18 protein-coding genes are annotated in these 17,617 nt (G+C 66.5%); 8 read left to right on the top strand and 10 right to left on the bottom strand.

The features are described from left to right. Positions 1 to 15 precede the first annotated feature (15 nt). From B4400_RS17630 to B4400_RS17645, 4 genes are all read right to left on the bottom strand, one after another. The gene (locus B4400_RS17630; RefSeq protein ID WP_078311820.1) at positions 16 to 747 is read right to left on the bottom strand and encodes a lysophospholipid acyltransferase family protein; all 732 of its coding nucleotides are present in this window, start codon (positions 745 to 747) and stop codon (positions 16 to 18) included. A gap of 252 nt (positions 748 to 999) precedes the next feature. Next, the gene (locus tag B4400_RS17635; protein ID WP_078311853.1) at positions 1,000 to 1,389 is read right to left on the bottom strand and encodes a hypothetical protein; all 390 of its coding nucleotides are present in this window, start codon (positions 1,387 to 1,389) and stop codon (positions 1,000 to 1,002) included. Continuing rightward, on the bottom strand, positions 1,386 to 2,666 hold the full coding sequence (locus B4400_RS17640) for an ArsA family ATPase (RefSeq protein WP_212566660.1): 1,281 nt from the start codon (positions 2,664 to 2,666) through the stop codon (positions 1,386 to 1,388). The genes B4400_RS17635 and B4400_RS17640 overlap by 4 nt, the downstream gene beginning before the upstream one ends. Then, entirely contained in the window at positions 2,656 to 3,096 is a 441-nt protein-coding gene (locus tag B4400_RS17645; RefSeq protein WP_078291639.1) for an SRPBCC family protein, read from the bottom strand. The genes B4400_RS17640 and B4400_RS17645 overlap by 11 nt, the downstream gene beginning before the upstream one ends. A gap of 82 nt (positions 3,097 to 3,178) precedes the next feature. Between B4400_RS17645 and B4400_RS17650 the strand changes: the two genes are divergently transcribed. Then, the gene (locus tag B4400_RS17650) at positions 3,179 to 3,607 is read left to right on the top strand and encodes a nitroreductase family deazaflavin-dependent oxidoreductase (protein WP_078311822.1); all 429 of its coding nucleotides are present in this window, start codon (positions 3,179 to 3,181) and stop codon (positions 3,605 to 3,607) included. Here the strand turns inward: B4400_RS17650 and B4400_RS17655 are convergent, their stop codons facing one another. After that, complete coding sequence (locus tag B4400_RS17655) at positions 3,608 to 4,003, bottom strand: polyketide cyclase / dehydrase and lipid transport (RefSeq protein WP_078311823.1); 396 nt, start codon at positions 4,001 to 4,003, stop codon at positions 3,608 to 3,610. Positions 4,004 to 4,084: 81 nt separating this feature from the next. Here B4400_RS17655 and B4400_RS17660 point away from each other — a divergent pair, with 81 nt between their 5' ends. Next, positions 4,085 to 5,896 (top strand): AMP-dependent synthetase/ligase, encoded by a 1,812-nt coding sequence (locus tag B4400_RS17660; RefSeq protein ID WP_078311824.1) that lies wholly within the window; start codon positions 4,085 to 4,087, stop codon positions 5,894 to 5,896. Positions 5,897 to 5,915: 19 nt separating this feature from the next. On the opposite strand, the gene B4400_RS17665 is transcribed toward B4400_RS17660, so the two are convergent. From B4400_RS17665 to B4400_RS17680, 4 genes are all read right to left on the bottom strand, one after another. Continuing rightward, positions 5,916 to 7,073: a glycosyltransferase family 4 protein gene (locus tag B4400_RS17665; RefSeq protein WP_078311825.1), complete on the bottom strand. Its 1,158-nt coding sequence runs from the start codon at positions 7,071 to 7,073 to the stop codon at positions 5,916 to 5,918. A 5-nt stretch (positions 7,074 to 7,078) separates the two neighbouring features. Beyond that, positions 7,079 to 8,242 carry a hypothetical protein gene (locus B4400_RS17670; RefSeq protein WP_078311855.1) on the bottom strand — a complete coding sequence of 388 codons (1,164 nt, stop codon included), beginning with the start codon at positions 8,240 to 8,242 and terminating at the stop codon, positions 7,079 to 7,081. A gap of 65 nt (positions 8,243 to 8,307) precedes the next feature. Beyond that, positions 8,308 to 9,408 (bottom strand): peptidoglycan hydrolase RipC, encoded by a 1,101-nt coding sequence (ripC, locus tag B4400_RS17675; protein WP_286142114.1) that lies wholly within the window; start codon positions 9,406 to 9,408, stop codon positions 8,308 to 8,310. 220 nt (positions 9,409 to 9,628) lie between these two features. After that, on the bottom strand, positions 9,629 to 9,850 hold the full coding sequence (locus tag B4400_RS17680) for a hypothetical protein (RefSeq protein ID WP_046253397.1): 222 nt from the start codon (positions 9,848 to 9,850) through the stop codon (positions 9,629 to 9,631). Positions 9,851 to 9,942: 92 nt separating this feature from the next. Here B4400_RS17680 and B4400_RS17685 point away from each other — a divergent pair, with 92 nt between their 5' ends. Together B4400_RS17685 and B4400_RS17690 are read left to right on the top strand one after the other, a co-directional pair. Next, positions 9,943 to 10,695: a class I SAM-dependent methyltransferase gene (locus tag B4400_RS17685; RefSeq protein ID WP_078311857.1), complete on the top strand. Its 753-nt coding sequence runs from the start codon at positions 9,943 to 9,945 to the stop codon at positions 10,693 to 10,695. Between the two features lie 36 nt (positions 10,696 to 10,731). Then, positions 10,732 to 12,525 carry a DEDD exonuclease domain-containing protein gene (locus B4400_RS17690; protein WP_078311827.1) on the top strand — a complete coding sequence of 598 codons (1,794 nt, stop codon included), beginning with the start codon at positions 10,732 to 10,734 and terminating at the stop codon, positions 12,523 to 12,525. 114 nt (positions 12,526 to 12,639) lie between these two features. Here B4400_RS17690 and trpD read toward each other — a convergent pair whose 3' ends face one another. Next, the gene (gene trpD, locus B4400_RS17695) at positions 12,640 to 13,701 is read right to left on the bottom strand and encodes an anthranilate phosphoribosyltransferase (protein WP_078311828.1); all 1,062 of its coding nucleotides are present in this window, start codon (positions 13,699 to 13,701) and stop codon (positions 12,640 to 12,642) included. 268 nt (positions 13,702 to 13,969) lie between these two features. Between trpD and ctaE the strand changes: the two genes are divergently transcribed. From ctaE to qcrB, 4 genes are all read left to right on the top strand, one after another. Further along, positions 13,970 to 14,512, top strand: a complete 543-nt coding sequence (gene ctaE, locus B4400_RS17700; protein WP_502688413.1) for an aa3-type cytochrome oxidase subunit III — start codon at positions 13,970 to 13,972, stop codon at positions 14,510 to 14,512. Continuing rightward, positions 14,509 to 15,381, top strand: coding sequence for a cytochrome bc1 complex diheme cytochrome c subunit (gene qcrC, locus B4400_RS17705; RefSeq protein ID WP_078311829.1), 873 nt, complete (start codon positions 14,509 to 14,511; stop codon positions 15,379 to 15,381). The genes ctaE and qcrC overlap by 4 nt, the downstream gene beginning before the upstream one ends. Next, positions 15,360 to 16,547, top strand: a complete 1,188-nt coding sequence (qcrA, locus tag B4400_RS17710) for a cytochrome bc1 complex Rieske iron-sulfur subunit (RefSeq protein WP_169053046.1) — start codon at positions 15,360 to 15,362, stop codon at positions 16,545 to 16,547. The genes qcrC and qcrA overlap by 22 nt, the downstream gene beginning before the upstream one ends. Then, a partial coding sequence (qcrB, locus tag B4400_RS17715; RefSeq protein ID WP_078311858.1) for a cytochrome bc1 complex cytochrome b subunit occupies positions 16,544 to 17,617 on the top strand: 1,074 nt, incomplete at its 3' end. The genes qcrA and qcrB, both read left to right, overlap by 4 nt.

Raw genomic sequence — 17,617 nt, forward strand, 5'->3', positions numbered from 1 at the left:
TGCACAGACCCCCGATTAACCGGCGGCGCTCTCCGGGATGCGATCGGGCTGCGTGGAGGACTCCGTGGGCTTGCCGGTGCTCTCCTTGAGCGCGGACGCGTAGATGTCGACGTACTCCTGACCGGACAGCTGCATCAGCTCGTACATCACCTCGTCGATGACCGCACGTTCGATGAAGCGGTTTCCGGCCATCCCGTCGAAACGCGCGAAGTCCAGCGGCTTGCCGATCTTGACGGTGACCTTGGAAAAGTGCCAGCGAGCGGTTCCCGGCGGATTCATCACATCGGTGCCGACCATCGCGATCGGGATCACCGGTACCCCCGTGGCCAGCGCCATGCGCGCCAAGCCCGTCTTGCCCTTGTACAGGCGTCCATCCGGAGACCGGGTGCCCTCCGGGTAGATGCCCAGCAGCTTGCCCTCCCCGAGTAACCGCTTAGCGGTGCTCAGAGCATTCTCGGCGGCGTCGGCGCTGGCCCGATCGATCGGAACCTGCCCGGCGCCACTGAAGAAGACCTTCTTGAGCCAGCCCTTGAACCCGGGCTCCGTGAAGTACTCGCTCTTGGCCAGGAAGGTGACCCGGCGGCGCAACACCAGGCACAAGTAGAAGCTGTCCACCACCGCGAGGTGGTTACCTGCCAGGATTACCGGCCCGGACGAAGGGACGTTCTCCAGACCTTCGACTTTCGGGCGGCCCATCAGCTGCAGGATCGGCCCCATGAAGATGAACTTCAGCAGCCAATAGAACATCGCGCATCCTCTCCCGATCCCCGTGAGCAGCACAGGGCTGGCGCCGAGCTTACCCTCGGCGACGGCGAATCTCCGTGGACTGTCTAAGGTCCCGCGCATTACCGTGCCGGGCACGGACCTGCGACAAGATCGTGAACTCGTCGCGGCTGGTAGAGGCCTATCGCGCGCGGACAGCGCCACTCGCGGGACGCCGGATGATCGGCATCGCGGATAGATGGGACGCGGTGTCCCGGAACTGGCCCGGGGCGCTCGTCACTCGTCGATGTCGACCGGGATGGGTTGATAGCCAGTGGATTGCGAGCTCGGCGACGGAGGCGGGAACGGACTGTGATACTCGCGGCCGGGCCCACCATCTGGGCCGGGATCGTCGGGGCCGCCTTGCCCCTCGGCCTCCAACATCGCCCGCACCACCATCACCAGCGCGAGGCTGTGTTCGGCGATCGTGGCCAACAGCGGATGGTGCTCACCCTCGACAAGAGCCGCCAGCGCGCAGACCGGGCAGAACAGCTGGTTGCACTTTCCGGGCACAGCGCCGTCTCCGGGGGCGCGAGCAGCCTGCCGTAGCGCCGGATCGAGCATGTCGAGGATGGAGGCGGCCAACGCCCGCAGCTCGGGACCGAGCTCCGGATGGGTACCCGTCACGTAGGCCACACCTCCGGATCCGCTCTAAACCGTATGGTCAGCTCGCTACTGACAAGCCGGGCATCGACAACCACACAGCGCCGCAGCACGGAGGCCAGCCGGACCCGCCGGCGCATCCCGTTTGCACCGATGACCAGGTCATCTCCCACCCGGCCGAGGCTCAACGTGGCCGGATCGATCTGCGGTAACTCTAGCCTCAACCGATAGACGGTGTCCGCTCCGGATCCGGATTCGTGCTCCACGACGGTGGCCAGCGGCGCCGGGGGCGCAGCGCCGTCACGCCGCCGCACCGCGTCAGCCAGCTCACCGAGGGCCTCGGGACCGATGGGCTCGCGCGGCAGATGCGGTACCAGCAGCATCTCCACGTCGCCGATCGCCTCCCCCATCTCGTCAAGAACCGCGGCTTGGTCGGCGATGCGCTGCATGTACCAGTCAAACGCCGGATGCGCGGGCAGATTGTGGTATTCGTACGAATCATCTTGAATGAGAACCTGATTGACGATCACCTGGTCGATGCGCACACCCATCAGCGCCAGCGCCCCCACGGTACGGATGGCCTCGGCCACCACCACACGCTCGGGAGTCAGCACCAGGTGCGCCCCCACCCGCTCGGCGTCCGACAGCAAGCCCGCGAGCTGATCTGCCGACGCCGCAACGCGTTCCAGCAGTTCGGCCAGAATCTGCGCGCGAGGCGTGCCGACACCGCCGAGTCGACGATGCCGCGGCCAGGCCCGTTCCAGGTACATCGCGAAGGTTCCCGGCAGGGTCAGCATGCGCAACGCGTCGGCGGTCGAAGCACAGTCGACCACGACGACATCCCATTCGCCCGTCTCGGCCAGCTGCCGAACCTCATGCAGGCCAAGCATCTCCTGGACACCCGGAAGCGCGGAAAGCTCTTCGGGCGCAAGCGATCCGATATCCGATTCGGGATACTGCGCGGCGATTGTCTCGGCAATGTCACCCCAGCGCCGCTCCAGCAGACCCAGGGTATCCAGGGCCATGACGTCGAGTTGCCCCCCGTACGGGCCCTCGATCACCCGCACACAATGGGCACCCGGCGACGGATCGACCCGGACGCCGAAAACGTCGCCAAGGGAATGCGCCTGGTCGGTAGATACCGCGAGCACCCGTTGGCCTGCCCGCGCGTAGCGCACCGCGGTGGCACCGGCCAGCGTCGACTTACCCACGCCCCCCTTGCCGACGAAAAGACCGATGGTGGCTGTCAACGGCGATTCGACATCTGGGCGCGGCGTCGCGTCGACGTCGCTAGCGGTCAGATTCGACTCGCTTCTTCAGATCCTTGAGCGCGGAATCGGTGATCTTGCGTTCGGCCTTACGCTTGAGCATTCCGATCATCGGAATTTGAAGGTCGACCGCGAGCTCATACGTCACCTCAGTGCCAGACCCTTTGGGCGCCAAAAGGTATGTCCCTTCCAGCGAACGCAACAGGGAACTTTCCGCCAGGGTCCAGGTGACCTTACGGCCATCCGGAGACCACACGTACTCCAGGACCTGGGTGTCCTTGAGGACACCGGCGTCCAGCACCAACCGGGCACGTTTGACCCTGCCCTGGGAGTCGGTGTCGAGCACCTCGGTTTCCTTGTACTCCGACACCCATTCCGGGTAGGCGCCGATATCGGCGATCACCGCCATCACTTTGCCGGGTTCGGCGTCGATGGCAATCGTTTGGGTAGTCTTCTCAGCCACCTGACAGACGCTACCCTTCTCCCTGGCGCTCGGATACTCCCATCCTGGCAATTCGCCGTGGCCGCACGAAGGAGAGACGCCCATGAGTCGTCTGGTGGCGAAGGTGCTCGGTGTGCACCAGAGCATCTACATCGCATCGAAAGGCTATCTGGGTCATCGCGTTCCGGGGATGGCGCCCAGCCTGCTACTGACCTCTATCGGCGCCAAGAGCGGAGCGCAGCGCGTCAACTCGCTGACCTACGCAACGGATGGCGACAATCTCGTCATCGTGGCCTCGAACGGCGGCGCCCGCCGCAATCCCGCCTGGTATCACAACCTCAAGGCCCATCCGGACGTGCAGGTGCAGCTGGGCAGGCATAAGCGCCGGGTCCGCGCGACACCCCTGCTGCCCGGTGACGCGGATTACGAGCGACTGTGGAAGTTAGCCGACACCAACAACTCTGGCCATTACAGCGCCTACCAGCGGGCGACTTCCCGCCCCATTCCGTTGGTCGTGCTCGCCGCTATCTGATCAGGCCTGCGGCACCCACGACTCGCCGATCGGCCGACTGGCCTCGAGCCGCTGCTTGATCCCGAAGGCGAACCGCTTCCCAGCGATGCGACGGGCGTGATTGATCTTGGCCAAATTCAACTTGGCCACCTGTGCGGCGCTGGCGCCGGTGGGCTCAGCGTGCAGGAAATAGTGCAGGATCGCGCCGTCCAGTGCGGGCTCGAGCCACACCTCCATCGTTCCGGTGACGGGCCCGGCGACCGTCCAGCGGATCCCCTTCTCGCCCCGCTCCTCGACGACGTTGAGCTGCAGGTCAGGCCACCAACGGCGCCAATCCGCAGGGTTGGAGATGGCGCGGCCGATGTCCGCGGGATCTGCGGCGATAAAGGTCTGGTCGGCGACCTGAATGCTGTTCATCGCGGACAAGCTTAAGCCTCGCCGCCGAAGGAAATGCGGCAACGCCTTCGACGATCTTCAGGCCCCGACTAGTCTGAGCCGGTGCGAGAGTTCAGCGTCCCTGCCCCGTTCACCGTCGAGGACAACGCGTCGGTTGTTCATGCCGTCTATGACTACGAGCGTGAAGACCCCAACCAGGCGGCGTTTTCCCGCCTCGTCGACGGCACCTGGACACCCGTCACGTACGCGGAAGCCGCCGCGCAGATCCGGGCGGTGGCCAACGGTCTGATCGCCAAGGGCGTAGCGCCCGGCGATCGCGTGGCGCTGATCTCGGCGACGCGGTACGAGTGGACGATCATCGACTACGCGGTCCTGTCGATCGGCGCCATCACCGTGCCCATCTACGAGACCTCCTCGGCCGATCAGGTCCGATGGGTACTGCAGGACTCCGCGGCGGTGGCGCTGTTCGTGGAATCCGATGCCCACGCCGCGATCGCCGAAGAACTCGCACCCGAACTGCCCAACCTGCGCACCGTCTTTCACATCGCCAGCTCGGGTGCCCCCGCGGCCCTCGACGAACTCGCCGAGGCGGGAGCGGGTGTGGACCCCGCCGAGCTCACCGGCCGGCTCGACGCCATCAAGGCCACCGACCCCGCGACGCTCATCTACACCTCGGGAACCACCGGGCGCCCCAAGGGCTGCCAGCTCACCCACTCCAACCTGGTGTACGAAACCCGCGGCGCGCGTGCCGTTTTCCCCGACTACTTGCAGAAGGGCAGCAGGACGCTGATCTTCCTGCCGCTGGCTCACGTGCTGGCCCGCGGTATCGCGATGGCGTGCTTCCAGTCCAAGGTGAGCGTCGGTTTCACCAGCGATATCAAGACGCTGGTGCCGACATTCGGGATCTTCAAGCCGACCTTCATCGTCTCGGTCCCCCGCATCTTCGAAAAGGTGTACAACACGGCCCGTCAGAACGCCCAGAACGACGGCAAGGGAAAGATTTTCGACGCTGCCGCCGATACCGCCGTCGAATACAGCCAGGCGCTGGACAACGGCGGCCCGGGCATCGTGTTGCGCGCCAAGCGCGCCGCCTTCGACAAGCTGGTGTACGGCAAGCTGCGCGCGGCGCTCGGCGGTGAGTGCGTGGCGTCGATCTCCGGTGGAGCTCCGCTGGGTGCCCGACTGGGCCACTTCTACCGTGGCGTCGGCCTGACCATCTACGAGGGCTACGGACTCACCGAGACGACGGCGGCCTGTGCCGTGAACGTCATCGGCGGGCTCAAGATCGGCAGTGTCGGAAGGCCCTTGCCCGGTAACGCCGCCAAAATCGCCGATGACGGCGAATTACTGGTGTCCGGTGGTGTCGTGTTCAGCGGCTACTGGAACAACGAGAAGGCCACCAGCGAATCGATCTTGGACGGGTGGTTCCACACCGGCGACCTCGGCGCGATCGATGAGGACGGCTTCATCACGATCACCGGCCGCAAGAAGGAAATCATCGTCACCGCCGGCGGTAAGAACGTCGCACCGGCGGTGCTGGAGGATCAGCTGCGCGCTCACCCGTTGATCAGTCAGGCGATGGCCGTCGGCGACAAGCAACCGTTCATCGGCGCTCTGATCACGATCGACCCCGAGGCCATCGACGGCTGGAAGCAGCGCAACGGCAAGCCCGCCGATGCCACCGTCGCCGACCTGGTCGAGGATCCTGACCTCCTCGCGGAGATCCAGACCGCCGTGAAGGCAGCCAATCAGGTTGTCTCCCATGCCGAAGCCATCAAGAAGTTCCGGATCCTGCCGGTCGACTTCACCGAGGCCACCGGCGAGATGACGCCGACGCTGAAGGTGAAGCGCAACGTGGTGGCCGAGAAGTTCGCGGCAGATATCGACGCGATCTACTCGGGGTCACCCGAGTAGATCGGTCCATCAGGGGAACCTATCCGGAGCCGGTGACCAGTTCGGCGAACCGCGCCGCGTGGTGATCCCAGCGCCAATGATCGGTCACCCAGGTGCGCCCCGCTGCCCCCATCACCGCCGCACGTGCCGGATCCGACAGGATCTGGACAATCGCATCGGTGATCGCGGGCACGGACCTGCCGTCGACAACGAGTCCCGTCTCTCCATCGCGCACGGTTTCCGGTGCGCCCCCGGAGTTTCCGGCAACCACCGGAACACCGCAGGCCGACGCCTCCAGGAACACTATTCCCAGGCCCTCCACGTCCAGGCCCGCCCCGCGCGTACGGCAGGGCATCGCGAAGACATCGCCCATCGCGTGATGAGCGGGTAGCTCTTCCCACGGCACACCGCCGGTGAACACCACGTGCTCATCGACACCGACTCGAGTGGCCAACGCACGCAACGGTTCCGCATACGGACCGCCACCCACGATCACCAGCGCCGCACCATCCACCCGCTCCCGGATCGCCGGCAGCGCCTCGATCAGCATGTCCTGGCCCTTGCGTGGGACCAGCCGGGAGACGCACACGATGATCGGCCGCTCGCCCAGCCCGTAACGCCGCCGCAGCTCCTCACGCGCCCCCGGGTCGGGACGGAACCTGCCGCTGTCGACACCGGAGGGCAGGTACTCCAGCGCAGCACGCGGCCCGAACGCGGAAGCGAAGCGACCCCGCGTGTAGCGGCTGACATAGGTGATCACATCGGTGCTATCGCCGATCTGCCGCAGCGCCGACCGCGCCACCGGAAGCATCGACCAGCCCACCTCATGCCCATGCGTGCTGGCCGCGGTCACGGCGGCTCCCGCCGCCCTGGCCGCCGAGGACAACAACGCGAGCGGCGCGGCCGCGCCGAACCACACCACCTCGGAGCGCTGCGATTTGATGAGGTCCACCATGCGCTGCCGGACGCCGGGGCCAGGAAGCATCAGCGAGGTCGGGTGGCGCACCACGTGGTAGTCGGCGGCGGCGTCGTAACGTTCGCACCCCTTCCACCGCGGCGCGTAGACAGTGACCTCGTGCGATCCGGCCAGCCGGATCACCAACTCCTGCAGGTAGGACTGAATGCCGCCGGGCCTGGGTGGAAAATCGTTGGTGACCAACAGGATCCGTCGTCGCGGGGCGCCAGGCTGAAAGGTCACGACGCCTACCGTAGTGGACGAGCGCCGAGCCAGCTCTGCCACTGCCGAACCAGCGTTGCCTCGTCGATGCCCAATGCCCGCTCGATCGCCGCGCCGGGCTGGCCCGGCACGGGATCCGCCCCATACCGGTACAGCTGCACAAGCGAGGGCTCGCCAAAGGTCTCGGCCACGTATTGCGCCACCGACCACGCCTCCTCGTACGCCTGTGTGCGGTGGGGGCCCGGACTGTCGATATCGCCGTCGGTGGGTAGATGGTCCGGAACCTGGCCCGCGGCAAGGGCACTCGTCAACGTGGGCGCGGCGTTTCGGAAGGGGGTACCGCTACCGCGGCGCCCGTTGTAGTCGGCCACGCCCTCCACCAGCCAGAGGGGCGCATGGTCGCCGGTGACCGTGCGTGCCGCGGCATGGAACAGCTCGTGGCGCAGCACCACCCGAAACTGATCGGGTGGCAGGGCTGCCGAGCCGGGCGCGAAGATCACCCGCTGCCCCACGGCAACTCCGCTGTCTACACGGTCCGCCACGGCGGCGGCGGCGATACCGTCGGTGTGTTCGCCACCGACGAGAGCGGCGAACTCGGCGTCGGTCCCTGCCGCGATCAGCAGCACCCCCGCACGCCATTGCGGGCCCCAAAACTCCGACAGCGATGCCAGCGCACCGGCAATCTCATCGACAAGCCGCGGCGCCACCGAAGAGCCGGGGTGTCCAAGCACCACCACGTCCCGGTCCCCCGCTCGCTTCCGTGTCTCCACCACCGGCGCGAACTGCCAGGGCACGGCGACCGCGCTGGCGTCGAACAACCGCCAGGCGTCATCGTCGTGCAGCACACCGACCGTGACCGGGCGCCGGACGGCGACCGTGTCCACCCCGCTGACGGCGTAAACCAGCGCGGCATCCAGCATCCATTGCTGTTGCCGTGCAATGAGATTAGCCGGAACGTCGGCCGACAGCCGGTACTCGAACGTGTCGGCCTTCAGCCCCGAGAGATTCTCCTGCACCCGCTGCTGAGCCTCGATGAACGCGGGCTTGTCCGGAGCGAGCACGGCGCGCAATGCCGCGACGTCATGGCTGCGCAACGCATCGGAGTAGCGCGTCAGCAATGCCTGAATCGCGGTGCGGACGTCGCTGGCCGGTGGGGCGGGCTGCGCTCGACAACCACCGCAGAGAATCAGCATGAGCATCGCGAAGAACGATGCCCAACGTGCTACCCCAGGCACGCGCGCACGAAGGATGCGGCTCAGTAGCGACGCGCGTTATAGATCGGGCCGGATGACGTGATCGGCGCGACCGCGACCGGAACACCGTAGGTCGAGGCGTGCACCATCATGCCGTTGCCGACATAGATGCCCGTATGCGAGGCGTCCCCGTAGAAGTTGATGACATCGCCGGGCTGTAGGTCACTCAGCGCGACGGGTGTACCGCCACGTGCGAGTGCCTGGCTGGAGTGCGGCAGCGACACGCCCTGCTGGCCGTAGGCCCACATCACCAGACCCGAGCAGTCGAAGGCGTTGGGGCCCGAACCGCCCCACGAGTAGGGCGCGCCGATCCGGGTCAATGCGGCCGCGACGGCGCTGGCGCCGACAGGTGAACCTCCGCCGCCGATGGCGGCTTCCGGTGCGGGTGCCGCGGCGGCGGCCTGCATCAGCGGCTCATCCGGAACCTGGCCCGGCTCGCCCGCGGGCGGCGGGGGCACGGGTGCCGGTGCCAGCAGCTGTGCACGCTGGCCGGGGCTCAGGGTGTTGTACTGCGACTTGACGACCGCGATCTGCACCTGCAGCTGGCTCTGCTTGGCCTGCAACGAAGCGCGTACATTCTTGGCCTGCTCGGCGGCCACCCGGGCCTGCTCGGCGGCATCACGGGACCGCTGCTCGGCCTGATCTGCCGAGGACTGCGCAGCGCGATAGCTGTCCATCCGGCCACGCATCTCGCCGCCCACGGTGCGTTGCACCGACAGCTGGTCGATCAGGTTCTGCGGCGAGTTTGACGTCAGCACGGCACCGTAACCACTGGTGTTACCGCCCATGTAGGCGGCGACCATGGCCTTGTTGACGTCGACCTGGTACGTGGACACCGCCATGCGCGCGGCCTTCGCGACGGCCTCATCAGCGAGAACAGCCTTTTCGGCATCGCGCTGGGCCGCCAGCTTGGCGTCGAGATCGATCTTCGCCGAGTTAGCCGCCTCGGACGTTGCCTCGGCCTGGCGGGACAGCTCGTTGAGCTTCTTGACGGCGTCGTTGTTGGGGTCGGCGGTCGCGATCTGACCACCCGTAAATACCCCACCGACCAGGGCGGCAGCAGTCAGCGCGAGCATGGCGCGACGGAGTGGAGAGGGCGTCAATCGATCCGAATGATTTCGAAGAAGACGCCCGACACTCACTGACTACATCCCTTTACTGCAATTTGATCGCCGCGAACTACGGCGCCGATAGGTCTCAGACAGGTTACGAAATGGCATCGACATTGTCCACCGCAGTGTGGAATGACGTCAGTGTCGCGTAAACGCCGGTTCTCCTCCCCGTTTCCGGGGCGGGCCATCATGCACCTATTTCGAGTGTGCCCTATGCGACTCCCGCATCGGGCGTCTTCGCCGAATCAGGCGTGTCGTACGTGCGCTGAATCGGCACCAGGCGCAGCCTGGGCGCCATCCCGGCCTCGGCCAGGACGGCCAGCGCGGCACGTTCATCGTCGGCGAGTGTCTGGGGCACCCCCAACAGCACGCTGACCACGCAGTCGCCGCATCCCGGGCCGCGCATCGCGCAATCGTCGCAATCGATGAGCATGGCTCCTCCTCTCCTATAAGTCGTTCTTTCGGGTTCAGGCGGACGGTAACCGCGCCCACCGACAAGTGGACGGTCCCTGGCACGCTGTCGATATGACGGAACAGCAGCAGCCGGCACACCACGACCGCCGCCGGGCTGAGTCGTTTGGAGGCTCCGCCGACGCCTATGACCGTCATCGGCCCCGCTATCCGCAGCCGCTGATCGACGAGCTCGTATCCGGCGGGCAGACGCGCGCTCTGGATGTGGGAGCAGGTACCGGGATCGCTGCGGCACAGCTGGCCGCGGCCGGTGCCGAGGTGCTGGCGGTCGAACCGGACGCGCGGATGGCCCGGGTGGCGGCCGGGAAGGGTATCGCCGTCGAGGTGGCCACGTTCGAGGACTGGCGGCCGGCGGGCCGGATGTTCGATCTGGTGCTCTTCGCCCAGTCCTTCCACTGGGTAGAGCCCGCTGCCGCGCTGCCGAAGGTGTTGACGGTGCTTCGCCCCGGCGGCCGCCTCGCCCTGGTGTGGAACCGCATTGTGCCCACCACGCCGACACAGGACGAGCTGGACACCGTCTACGCCGATTTCATGGACACCACCCGGCGCCCCTCCATCGACACCGAGGACACCGTCTCCCCGGCCCTTGAGAAATCCGGTTACCACGTGCGGCACTCCCATTTCCTGGAGCGGCGGCGCTTCTCCACGCGGGCGTACCTGGACATGGTCTTCACCTACTCCAATCACCTCACGCTCGATGCCCCCGCCCGCGCCGTATTGCGGTCCCGGCTGGAGGAGAAGATCGGCGATGACGGCGTCGACACCACAAACGACGCACTCGCGCTGATCTGCACTCCCGTGGCGTGACGCCGAAATGTCGGTCCCGGGTCTTACGGTCACGACATGACGCAGCTGACCTTCGACGAGGTGCACTCCTCGCCGGGGTCGTCGGCGCAAGCCCTGCGTGACACCACCTTTGTGGTGGTGGACCTGGAGACGACCGGGGGCAGCGCGGAGAACGACGCGATCACCGAGATCGGCGCGGTGAAGGTGCGCGGCGGCGAGGTGCTCGGGGAGCTGGCCACGCTGGTCGATCCGAAACGATCGCTGCCGCCACAGATCGTCCGCCTCACCGGCATCACCTCGGCGATGCTGGTGGACGCACCGCCGATCGAGCAGGTGCTTCCGACATTTCTCGAATTCGCCCGTGGCGCAGTGCTGGTCGCCCATAACGCCGGCTTCGATATCGGGTTTCTCCAGGCGGCCGCGCGGCAATGCGGGATCGACTGGCCGCAGCCCACCGTGCTGTGCACGGTCCGGCTCGCCCGCCGGGTGTTGTCGCGCGATGAGGCGCCGCGGGTCAGCTTGGGTGCACTGGCTCAGCTGCTCGGCGCCTCCACCACCCCCAACCACCGGGCCCTCGATGACGCCCGGGCCACCGTCGATGTACTGCATGCGCTGATCGGCCGGGTCGGCAACCAGGGCGTGGACACCATGGCAGAGCTGCGACGGTACCGGACCCAGGTACCCAACGCGTTGCGCGACAAACGCTCACTGGCCAATGGAATGCCTTACGCCCCAGGTGTTTATCTGTTCCGCGGACCATCCGGCGAGGTGCTGTACGTGGGCACCGCGGTCAACCTGCACCGGCGCGTGCAGCAGTACTTCACCGGCGCGGATCCGCGCGGCCGCATGCGTGAGATGGTCACCATCGCCACCGCGGTGGATCACGTGACCTGTGCGCACCCGCTGGAGGCAGCGGTGCGCGAGCTGCGGCTGTTGGGTGCGCACGCACCGCCGTACAACAGGAAGTCGCGATTCCCGCACCGCTGGTGGTGGGTGGTGCTCACTGAGGAGCCATTCCCCCGTTTCGCCGTCGTCCGGACCACCAATGGGCGCCCGATGCTCGGCCCATTTCACGCACGCGGCGACGCCGCGACGGCCGCCCTGGCACTGGCCCGGTTCACCGGCGTGCGCACGTGCGCCGCACGCATCGGTGCCAACGGTCGGCACGGCCCCGCATGCAACGGCCAGTCCTACCCGCACGACACCGCCTCCCCGTGCCCCGCCCCTGCCGGGGTGGACGCCAGCGAGTACCGGGACGCCCTCATCCCGGCAATCGCGGTCCTGGCAGGCACCGAAGGACACCCGCTGCACGCCATGTGCGACCGAGTGACCGACCTCAGTGGTCTACGGCGGTATGAAAGCGCCGCGCGACAGCGCGATGCGACGGCTACCCTCCTCGAGGCACTGGCGCGCCAGCACCGCCTGCACGCCCTCTCGCGCATCGAGGAGCTGATCGCCGCGCGGCCCGACGGTGAGGGCGGATGGCACATCGCCGTCATGCGGCATGGACAGCTGGCCGGTGCCGCGGTCGCCCGCCGGGGTGTCCCTCCGATGCCGGTGGTGGCGGCAGCTTCGGCGTCGGCCCAAGTGGTACTTCCGACCCCCGAACCGTTCGGTGGGGCCGCACCCGAGGAGACCGGGCTGATCACGCGCTGGCTGGCCGAACCCGGTGTACGGATCGTGTCCTCGACAGACGGCTACGCCGAGGCGACGGGATGTTCCGGCCCCCTGCGCGATTGGGCGGCGGCAGCACGCAGCGCGCGCATCGCGCACGCCGTCCACCACGACGACTGGGGGCTATCCGAGCTGATCAGGCCTGGGCGTGCTGTTGCGTCCCGGGCCGCCGGCTGACCGTGCTGCCTAGTCGGCCGACAGTGAGTCGAAATCGCCGTGCCGCACCGAGTCGCGGCAATTGTTGACCCGCTACCGCGCTACAGAGTCAAGCCCGAATCTGCCGCGGGAACCCTACTCGGCCCCAAGCCGCTGGCTGACGACGATCCACTTATCCAACAGCGCCGCCGCCGCCCCCGAATCGATGGCACCGGACACCCGCGCGAGTGCGTTCTCCCAGGCGGGCAGCCATTGAGCATCGCTGGCCAGCCCGGCATGCGCCACCACGGCGCCCGCGGCGTTGAGCACCACCGCGTCGCGCACCGCGCCGGTTCCGCCGGCCAGGACCGCCCGGACCTCGGCGGCATTGAACTCCGGATCACCGCCAACCAGCTCCTCCAGCCGGGCACGCGCGAAACCGAATGCCGCCGGATCGAACCGCAGCTTGTCGACGGTGCCCGCCTGAACCCGCCAGATGGTGCTGGTTGTGGTGGTGGTCAGCTCATCGAGCCCGTCGTCACCATGCACGACCAACACACTGGACCCACGTCCGGCGAAGACCCCCGCCGTGACCTCCGCCAGGTCAGCGAACGCACAGCCGATCAATCCCGCCCGGGGGCGAGCCGGATTCGTCAGCGGCCCAAGCAAATTGAATACCGTCGGGACACCGATCTCACGACGCACCACGGAGGCGTACCGATACGACGGGTGAAAATGCGGCGCGAAGCAAAACCCGATTCCCACCTCGGCGAGACTGCGCGTCACCTGCTCGGGCCCCAGGTCGATGCGTACTCCCAGCGCCTCCAGCGTGTCAGCGCCACCGGCCAGTGAGGAGGCGGCCCGGTTGCCGTGCTTGACCACCGGCACACCGCACGCCGCCACCACGATGGAGGCCATGGTGGACAGGTTCACCGTGTTCGCGCCGTCGCCTCCGGTACCGACGATGTCCACGGCGTTGGCGCCGATCTGTTCACCCGAGGGAAACCCGATCGCATGCGAGAGCATCGTGTCAGCCAGCTCGCCGACTTCAGTGGACGTCGGGGACTTCATCCGCATCGCCACCCCGAAGGCCGCGATCTGGGCGGGGGTGGCCGCGCCCGTCATGATCTGGTCCATGGCCCAGGCCGCCTGACCCGCCGACAGGTCACGACGGTTGGTCAGCTCGCCCAGTACCAGGGGCCAGGAATGTTCGGGCACGCCGCAAATGGTCCCATGGACACAACGCTGACAACAAAGGACCAATTGCCCTCCGGGCACAGCGCGACACGCCGGGCAGCCGCGGCCGACACCACTCTCATCAGAGGCCACACACGTTGTGGAGAGTCGGTCACAAATCAATGTCGGACCCGGGTGGCTCTCGACAACTACAAAGCGTCATACTTACGACGTGACGACCGCAGCAGCCCCAGGATCGCCGGCGGGAACCGCCATTACCCAGCGGGTTCATTCACTGAACCGGCCCAATATGGTGAGTGTTGGCACCATTGTGTGGCTTTCCAGTGAGTTGATGTTCTTTGCTGGACTCTTCGCGTTCTACTTCACCGCCCGGGCCCAGTCCGGCGGTAATTGGCCGCCGGAGCCCACCGAGCTGAACCTTGGTCTTGCCATCCCCGTCACCGCCGTGCTGGTCGCCTCGTCGTTCACCTGTCAGATGGGTGTGTTCGCCGCGGAGCGCGGCGATGTCTTCGGGCTGCGCCGCTGGTACGTCATCACCCTCATCATGGGCACCTTCTTCGTCCTCGGCCAGGGCTACGAGTACATCAACCTCGTGCACGAGGGCACCACCATCGCCGGCAGTGCCTACGGCTCAACCTTCTACTTGGCCACCGGCTTCCACGGTCTGCACGTCATCGGCGGTCTGGTCGCCTTCATCTATCTCCTGGTTCGTACCCGGATGAGCAAGTTCACCCCTGCCCAGGCAACCTCCGCGATCGTCGTGTCGTACTACTGGCACTTCGTCGACATCGTGTGGATCGCATTGTTCGCCACCATCTACTTCGTCCGATGAACCAGCCCGACTCGGTGAAGGGAGCCCCACAGTTGAGCGTGGAGCCCGTCAACAACACAGCCGCCAAGAAACGCGCACGCCGCAAGTTCCGCCGTCGCATCTCAGCAGGTTTGCTGCTGCTGATCGCGCTGGTAGTTGCCGGCGGCTTGGCCTCGACCTTCACGCCCACCCCGCAGGTCGCGGTGGCCGACGAGGACAAGTCAGCGCTACTGCGCACGGGTAAGCAGCTGTACGAGACCTCGTGCATCACCTGCCACGGCGCGAACCTGCAGGGTGTACCCGACCGCGGCCCGAGCCTCATCGGCGTGGGCGACGCGGCCGTCTACTTCCAGGTCTCCACGGGCCGTATGCCGGCGATGCGCAACGAGGCTCAGGCCCAGCGCAAGGACCCGATCTTCGACGAGGAGCAGACTGACGCCCTCGGTGCGTACATCCAGGCCAACGGCGGCGGACCCCAGGTCGTCCGTGATGGCGACGGCGCAATCGCTCAAACGTCGTTGCGCGGCAATAACATCGCCCGCGGTGGCGACCTGTTCCGGTTGAACTGCGCGTCCTGCCACAACTTCACCGGCCGCGGTGGCGCCCTCTCGTCGGGCAAGTTCGCCCCCGAGCTCGATCCGGCCAACGAGCAGCAGATCTACACCGCCATGCTCACCGGCCCGCAGAACATGCCCAAGTTCTCCGACCGCCAGCTGACCCCCGACGAGAAGAAGGACATCGTCGCCTACGTCAAGGCTTCGACCGAGACCCCCGATCCGGGCGGTTACGGGCTGGGCGGCTTCGGACCGGCGTCTGAAGGTATGGCCATCTGGATCATCGGCATCGTCGCCGCCATTGCCGCGGCACTGTGGATTGGAGCGCGCGCGTGAGTGGCGATCCCAAAGTAGAGATTCCCAGCGACGAGCAGCTCGCGGCTATGAGCCGCGACGAGCTGGTCAAGCTCGGTACCAACCTCGACGGCGTCGAGATCGTCTACCGCGAACCACGCTGGCCCGTTGAGGGCACCAAGGCCGAGAAGCGCGCCGAGCGTCTGATCGCGCTCTGGTTCGCCCTCGGCGGCGTATTTGGCCTCGCCCTGCTCGGTGTATTCCTGTTTTGGCCCTGGGAGTACAAGCCATTCGGCGATCCGGGTAATGCGGCGTACAACCTCGCGACACCGCTGTACGGCCTGACCCTGGGTCTGTCGGTGCTCTCGCTGGGCATCGGCGCGGTGCTGTACACCAAGAAGTTCGTTCCCCAGGAGATCTCGATCCAGGACCGCCACGACGGGCCGGGCTCGTCGGAGGTGGACCGCAAGACCATCGTCGCGCAGCTGCAGGACACCCTGGAGACCTCGACGCTCCCCCGCCGCAAGATGGTCATCCGGGCTCTCGGGTTCGGCGTCGGCGCGATGGGCGCCGGCACCGCCGTCGCATTCATCGGCGGCCTGATCAAGAACCCGTGGGCCCCCGTGGTCCCCACCGCCAATGGCAAGCAGCCGGTGCTGCTCACCAGCGGCTGGACCCCGCGGTACAAGGGCGAAACCATCTACCTGGGCCGGGCCGTGGGCAGCAGCTCGCAGATCCTGCTGAAGGTCCGCCCCGAGGACATCGACGCCGGCGGCATGGAGACCGTGTTCCCGTGGCGCGAGTCCGATGGCGATGGCACCACCGTCGAATCGCACGAGAAGTTGTCGCATATCTCTATGGGCGTACGTAACCCGGTGATGATCATCCGGGTGCGCCCCAGCGATATGGGCAAGGTGATCAAGCGCAAGGGACAGGAAAGCTTCAACTACGGCGACCTGTTCGCGTACACCAAGATCTGCTCGCACCTGGGTTGCCCCACATCACTTTTCGAGCAGCAGACCTACCGCATCCTGTGCCCGTGCCACCAGTCGCAGTTTGACGCACTGCACTTCGCCAAGCCCATCTTCGGGCCGGCCGCCCGGGCACTGGCACAGCTGCCGATCACCGTCGACAAGGACGGATACCTCGTCGCCAATGGCGACTTCGTCGAGCCCGTCGGACCCGCATTCTGGGAGCGCAAATCATGAGCGAAACAGCCCAAAAGCCGTCACGCCTAGGCAAACAAGCTGAGGCGATCGACTCTCGGTACCACCTCGCCGCCGGGATGAAGCGGCAGATCAACAAGGTCTTCCCGACGCACTGGTCGTTCATGCTCGGTGAGATCGCGTTGTACAGCTTCATCATCCTGCTGCTCTCGGGCGTGTATCTGACTCTGTTCTTCGACCCGTCGATGGCCGAGGTCACCTACAACGGCGTCTACCAGCCGCTGCGCGGTGTGCAGATGTCCAAGGCATACGAGACCGCGCTGAACATCAGCTTCGAGGTCCGCGGTGGCCTCTTCGTGCGACAGATCCACCACTGGGCAGCGCTGATGTTCGCGGCGTCGATCATGGTGCACCTGGCGCGCATCTTCTTCACCGGCGCATTCCGCCGGCCCCGCGAAGCCAACTGGGTGATTGGCTCGCTGCTGCTGATTCTGGCGATGTTCGAGGGCTACTTCGGCTACTCGCTGCCCGATGACCTGCTCTCCGGTATCGGTCTGCGCGCCGCGATGTCATCGATCACCTTGGGTATCCCGGTCGTCGGTACCTGGATGCATTGGGCGCTGTTCGGCGGCGACTTCCCCGGCAACATCTGGATCCCGCGCATGTACGCGCTGCACATCCTGCTGATCCCCGCGATCATCCTGGCCCTCATCGGCGTGCACCTGGCGCTGGTGTGGTACCAGAAGCACACCCAGTTCCCCGGCCCGGGTGCCAAGGAATCCAATGTGGTCGGCGTGCGCATTCTGCCGGTGTTCGCACTGAAGGGCGGAGCGTTCTTCGCCTTCACCACCGCCATCCTGGCGCTGATGAGTGGCCTGCTGCAGATCAACCCGATCTGGTTGTTGGGCCCCTACAAGCCCTCACAGGTGTCGGCGGGCAGCCAGCCCGACTTCTACATGCAGTGGACAGAAGGCCTGGCGCGTCTATGGCCTGCCTGGGAGCTGTACATCTTCGGGCACACCGTGCCCGCGGTGTTCGCGGTGGCGATCATCATGGGCGTGGTGTTCGGTCTGCTGACCATGTACCCGTTCATCGAGAAGAAGCTGACCGGC

Origin of the sequence: Mycobacterium sp. D16Q13, assembly GCF_002013375.1 — a bacterium.
GTDB lineage: Bacteria > Actinomycetota > Actinomycetes > Mycobacteriales > Mycobacteriaceae > Mycobacterium.

Coding starts and splice junctions, on each gene's coding strand:
- qcrC (WP_078311829.1), top strand. CDS start 14,509: ATGAACCAGCCCGACTCGGTGAAGGGAGCCCCACAGTTGAGCGTGGAG.
- B4400_RS17685 (WP_078311857.1), top strand. CDS start 9,943: ATGACGGAACAGCAGCAGCCGGCACACCACGACCGCCGCCGGGCTGAG.
- B4400_RS17690 (WP_078311827.1), top strand. CDS start 10,732: ATGACGCAGCTGACCTTCGACGAGGTGCACTCCTCGCCGGGGTCGTCG.
- B4400_RS17655 (WP_078311823.1), bottom strand. CDS start 4,003: ATGAACAGCATTCAGGTCGCCGACCAGACCTTTATCGCCGCAGATCCC.
- B4400_RS17650 (WP_078311822.1), top strand. CDS start 3,179: ATGAGTCGTCTGGTGGCGAAGGTGCTCGGTGTGCACCAGAGCATCTAC.
- B4400_RS17630 (WP_078311820.1), bottom strand. CDS start 747: ATGTTCTATTGGCTGCTGAAGTTCATCTTCATGGGGCCGATCCTGCAG.
- B4400_RS17680 (WP_046253397.1), bottom strand. CDS start 9,850: ATGCTCATCGATTGCGACGATTGCGCGATGCGCGGCCCGGGATGCGGC.
- ctaE (WP_502688413.1), top strand. CDS start 13,970: ATGGTGAGTGTTGGCACCATTGTGTGGCTTTCCAGTGAGTTGATGTTC.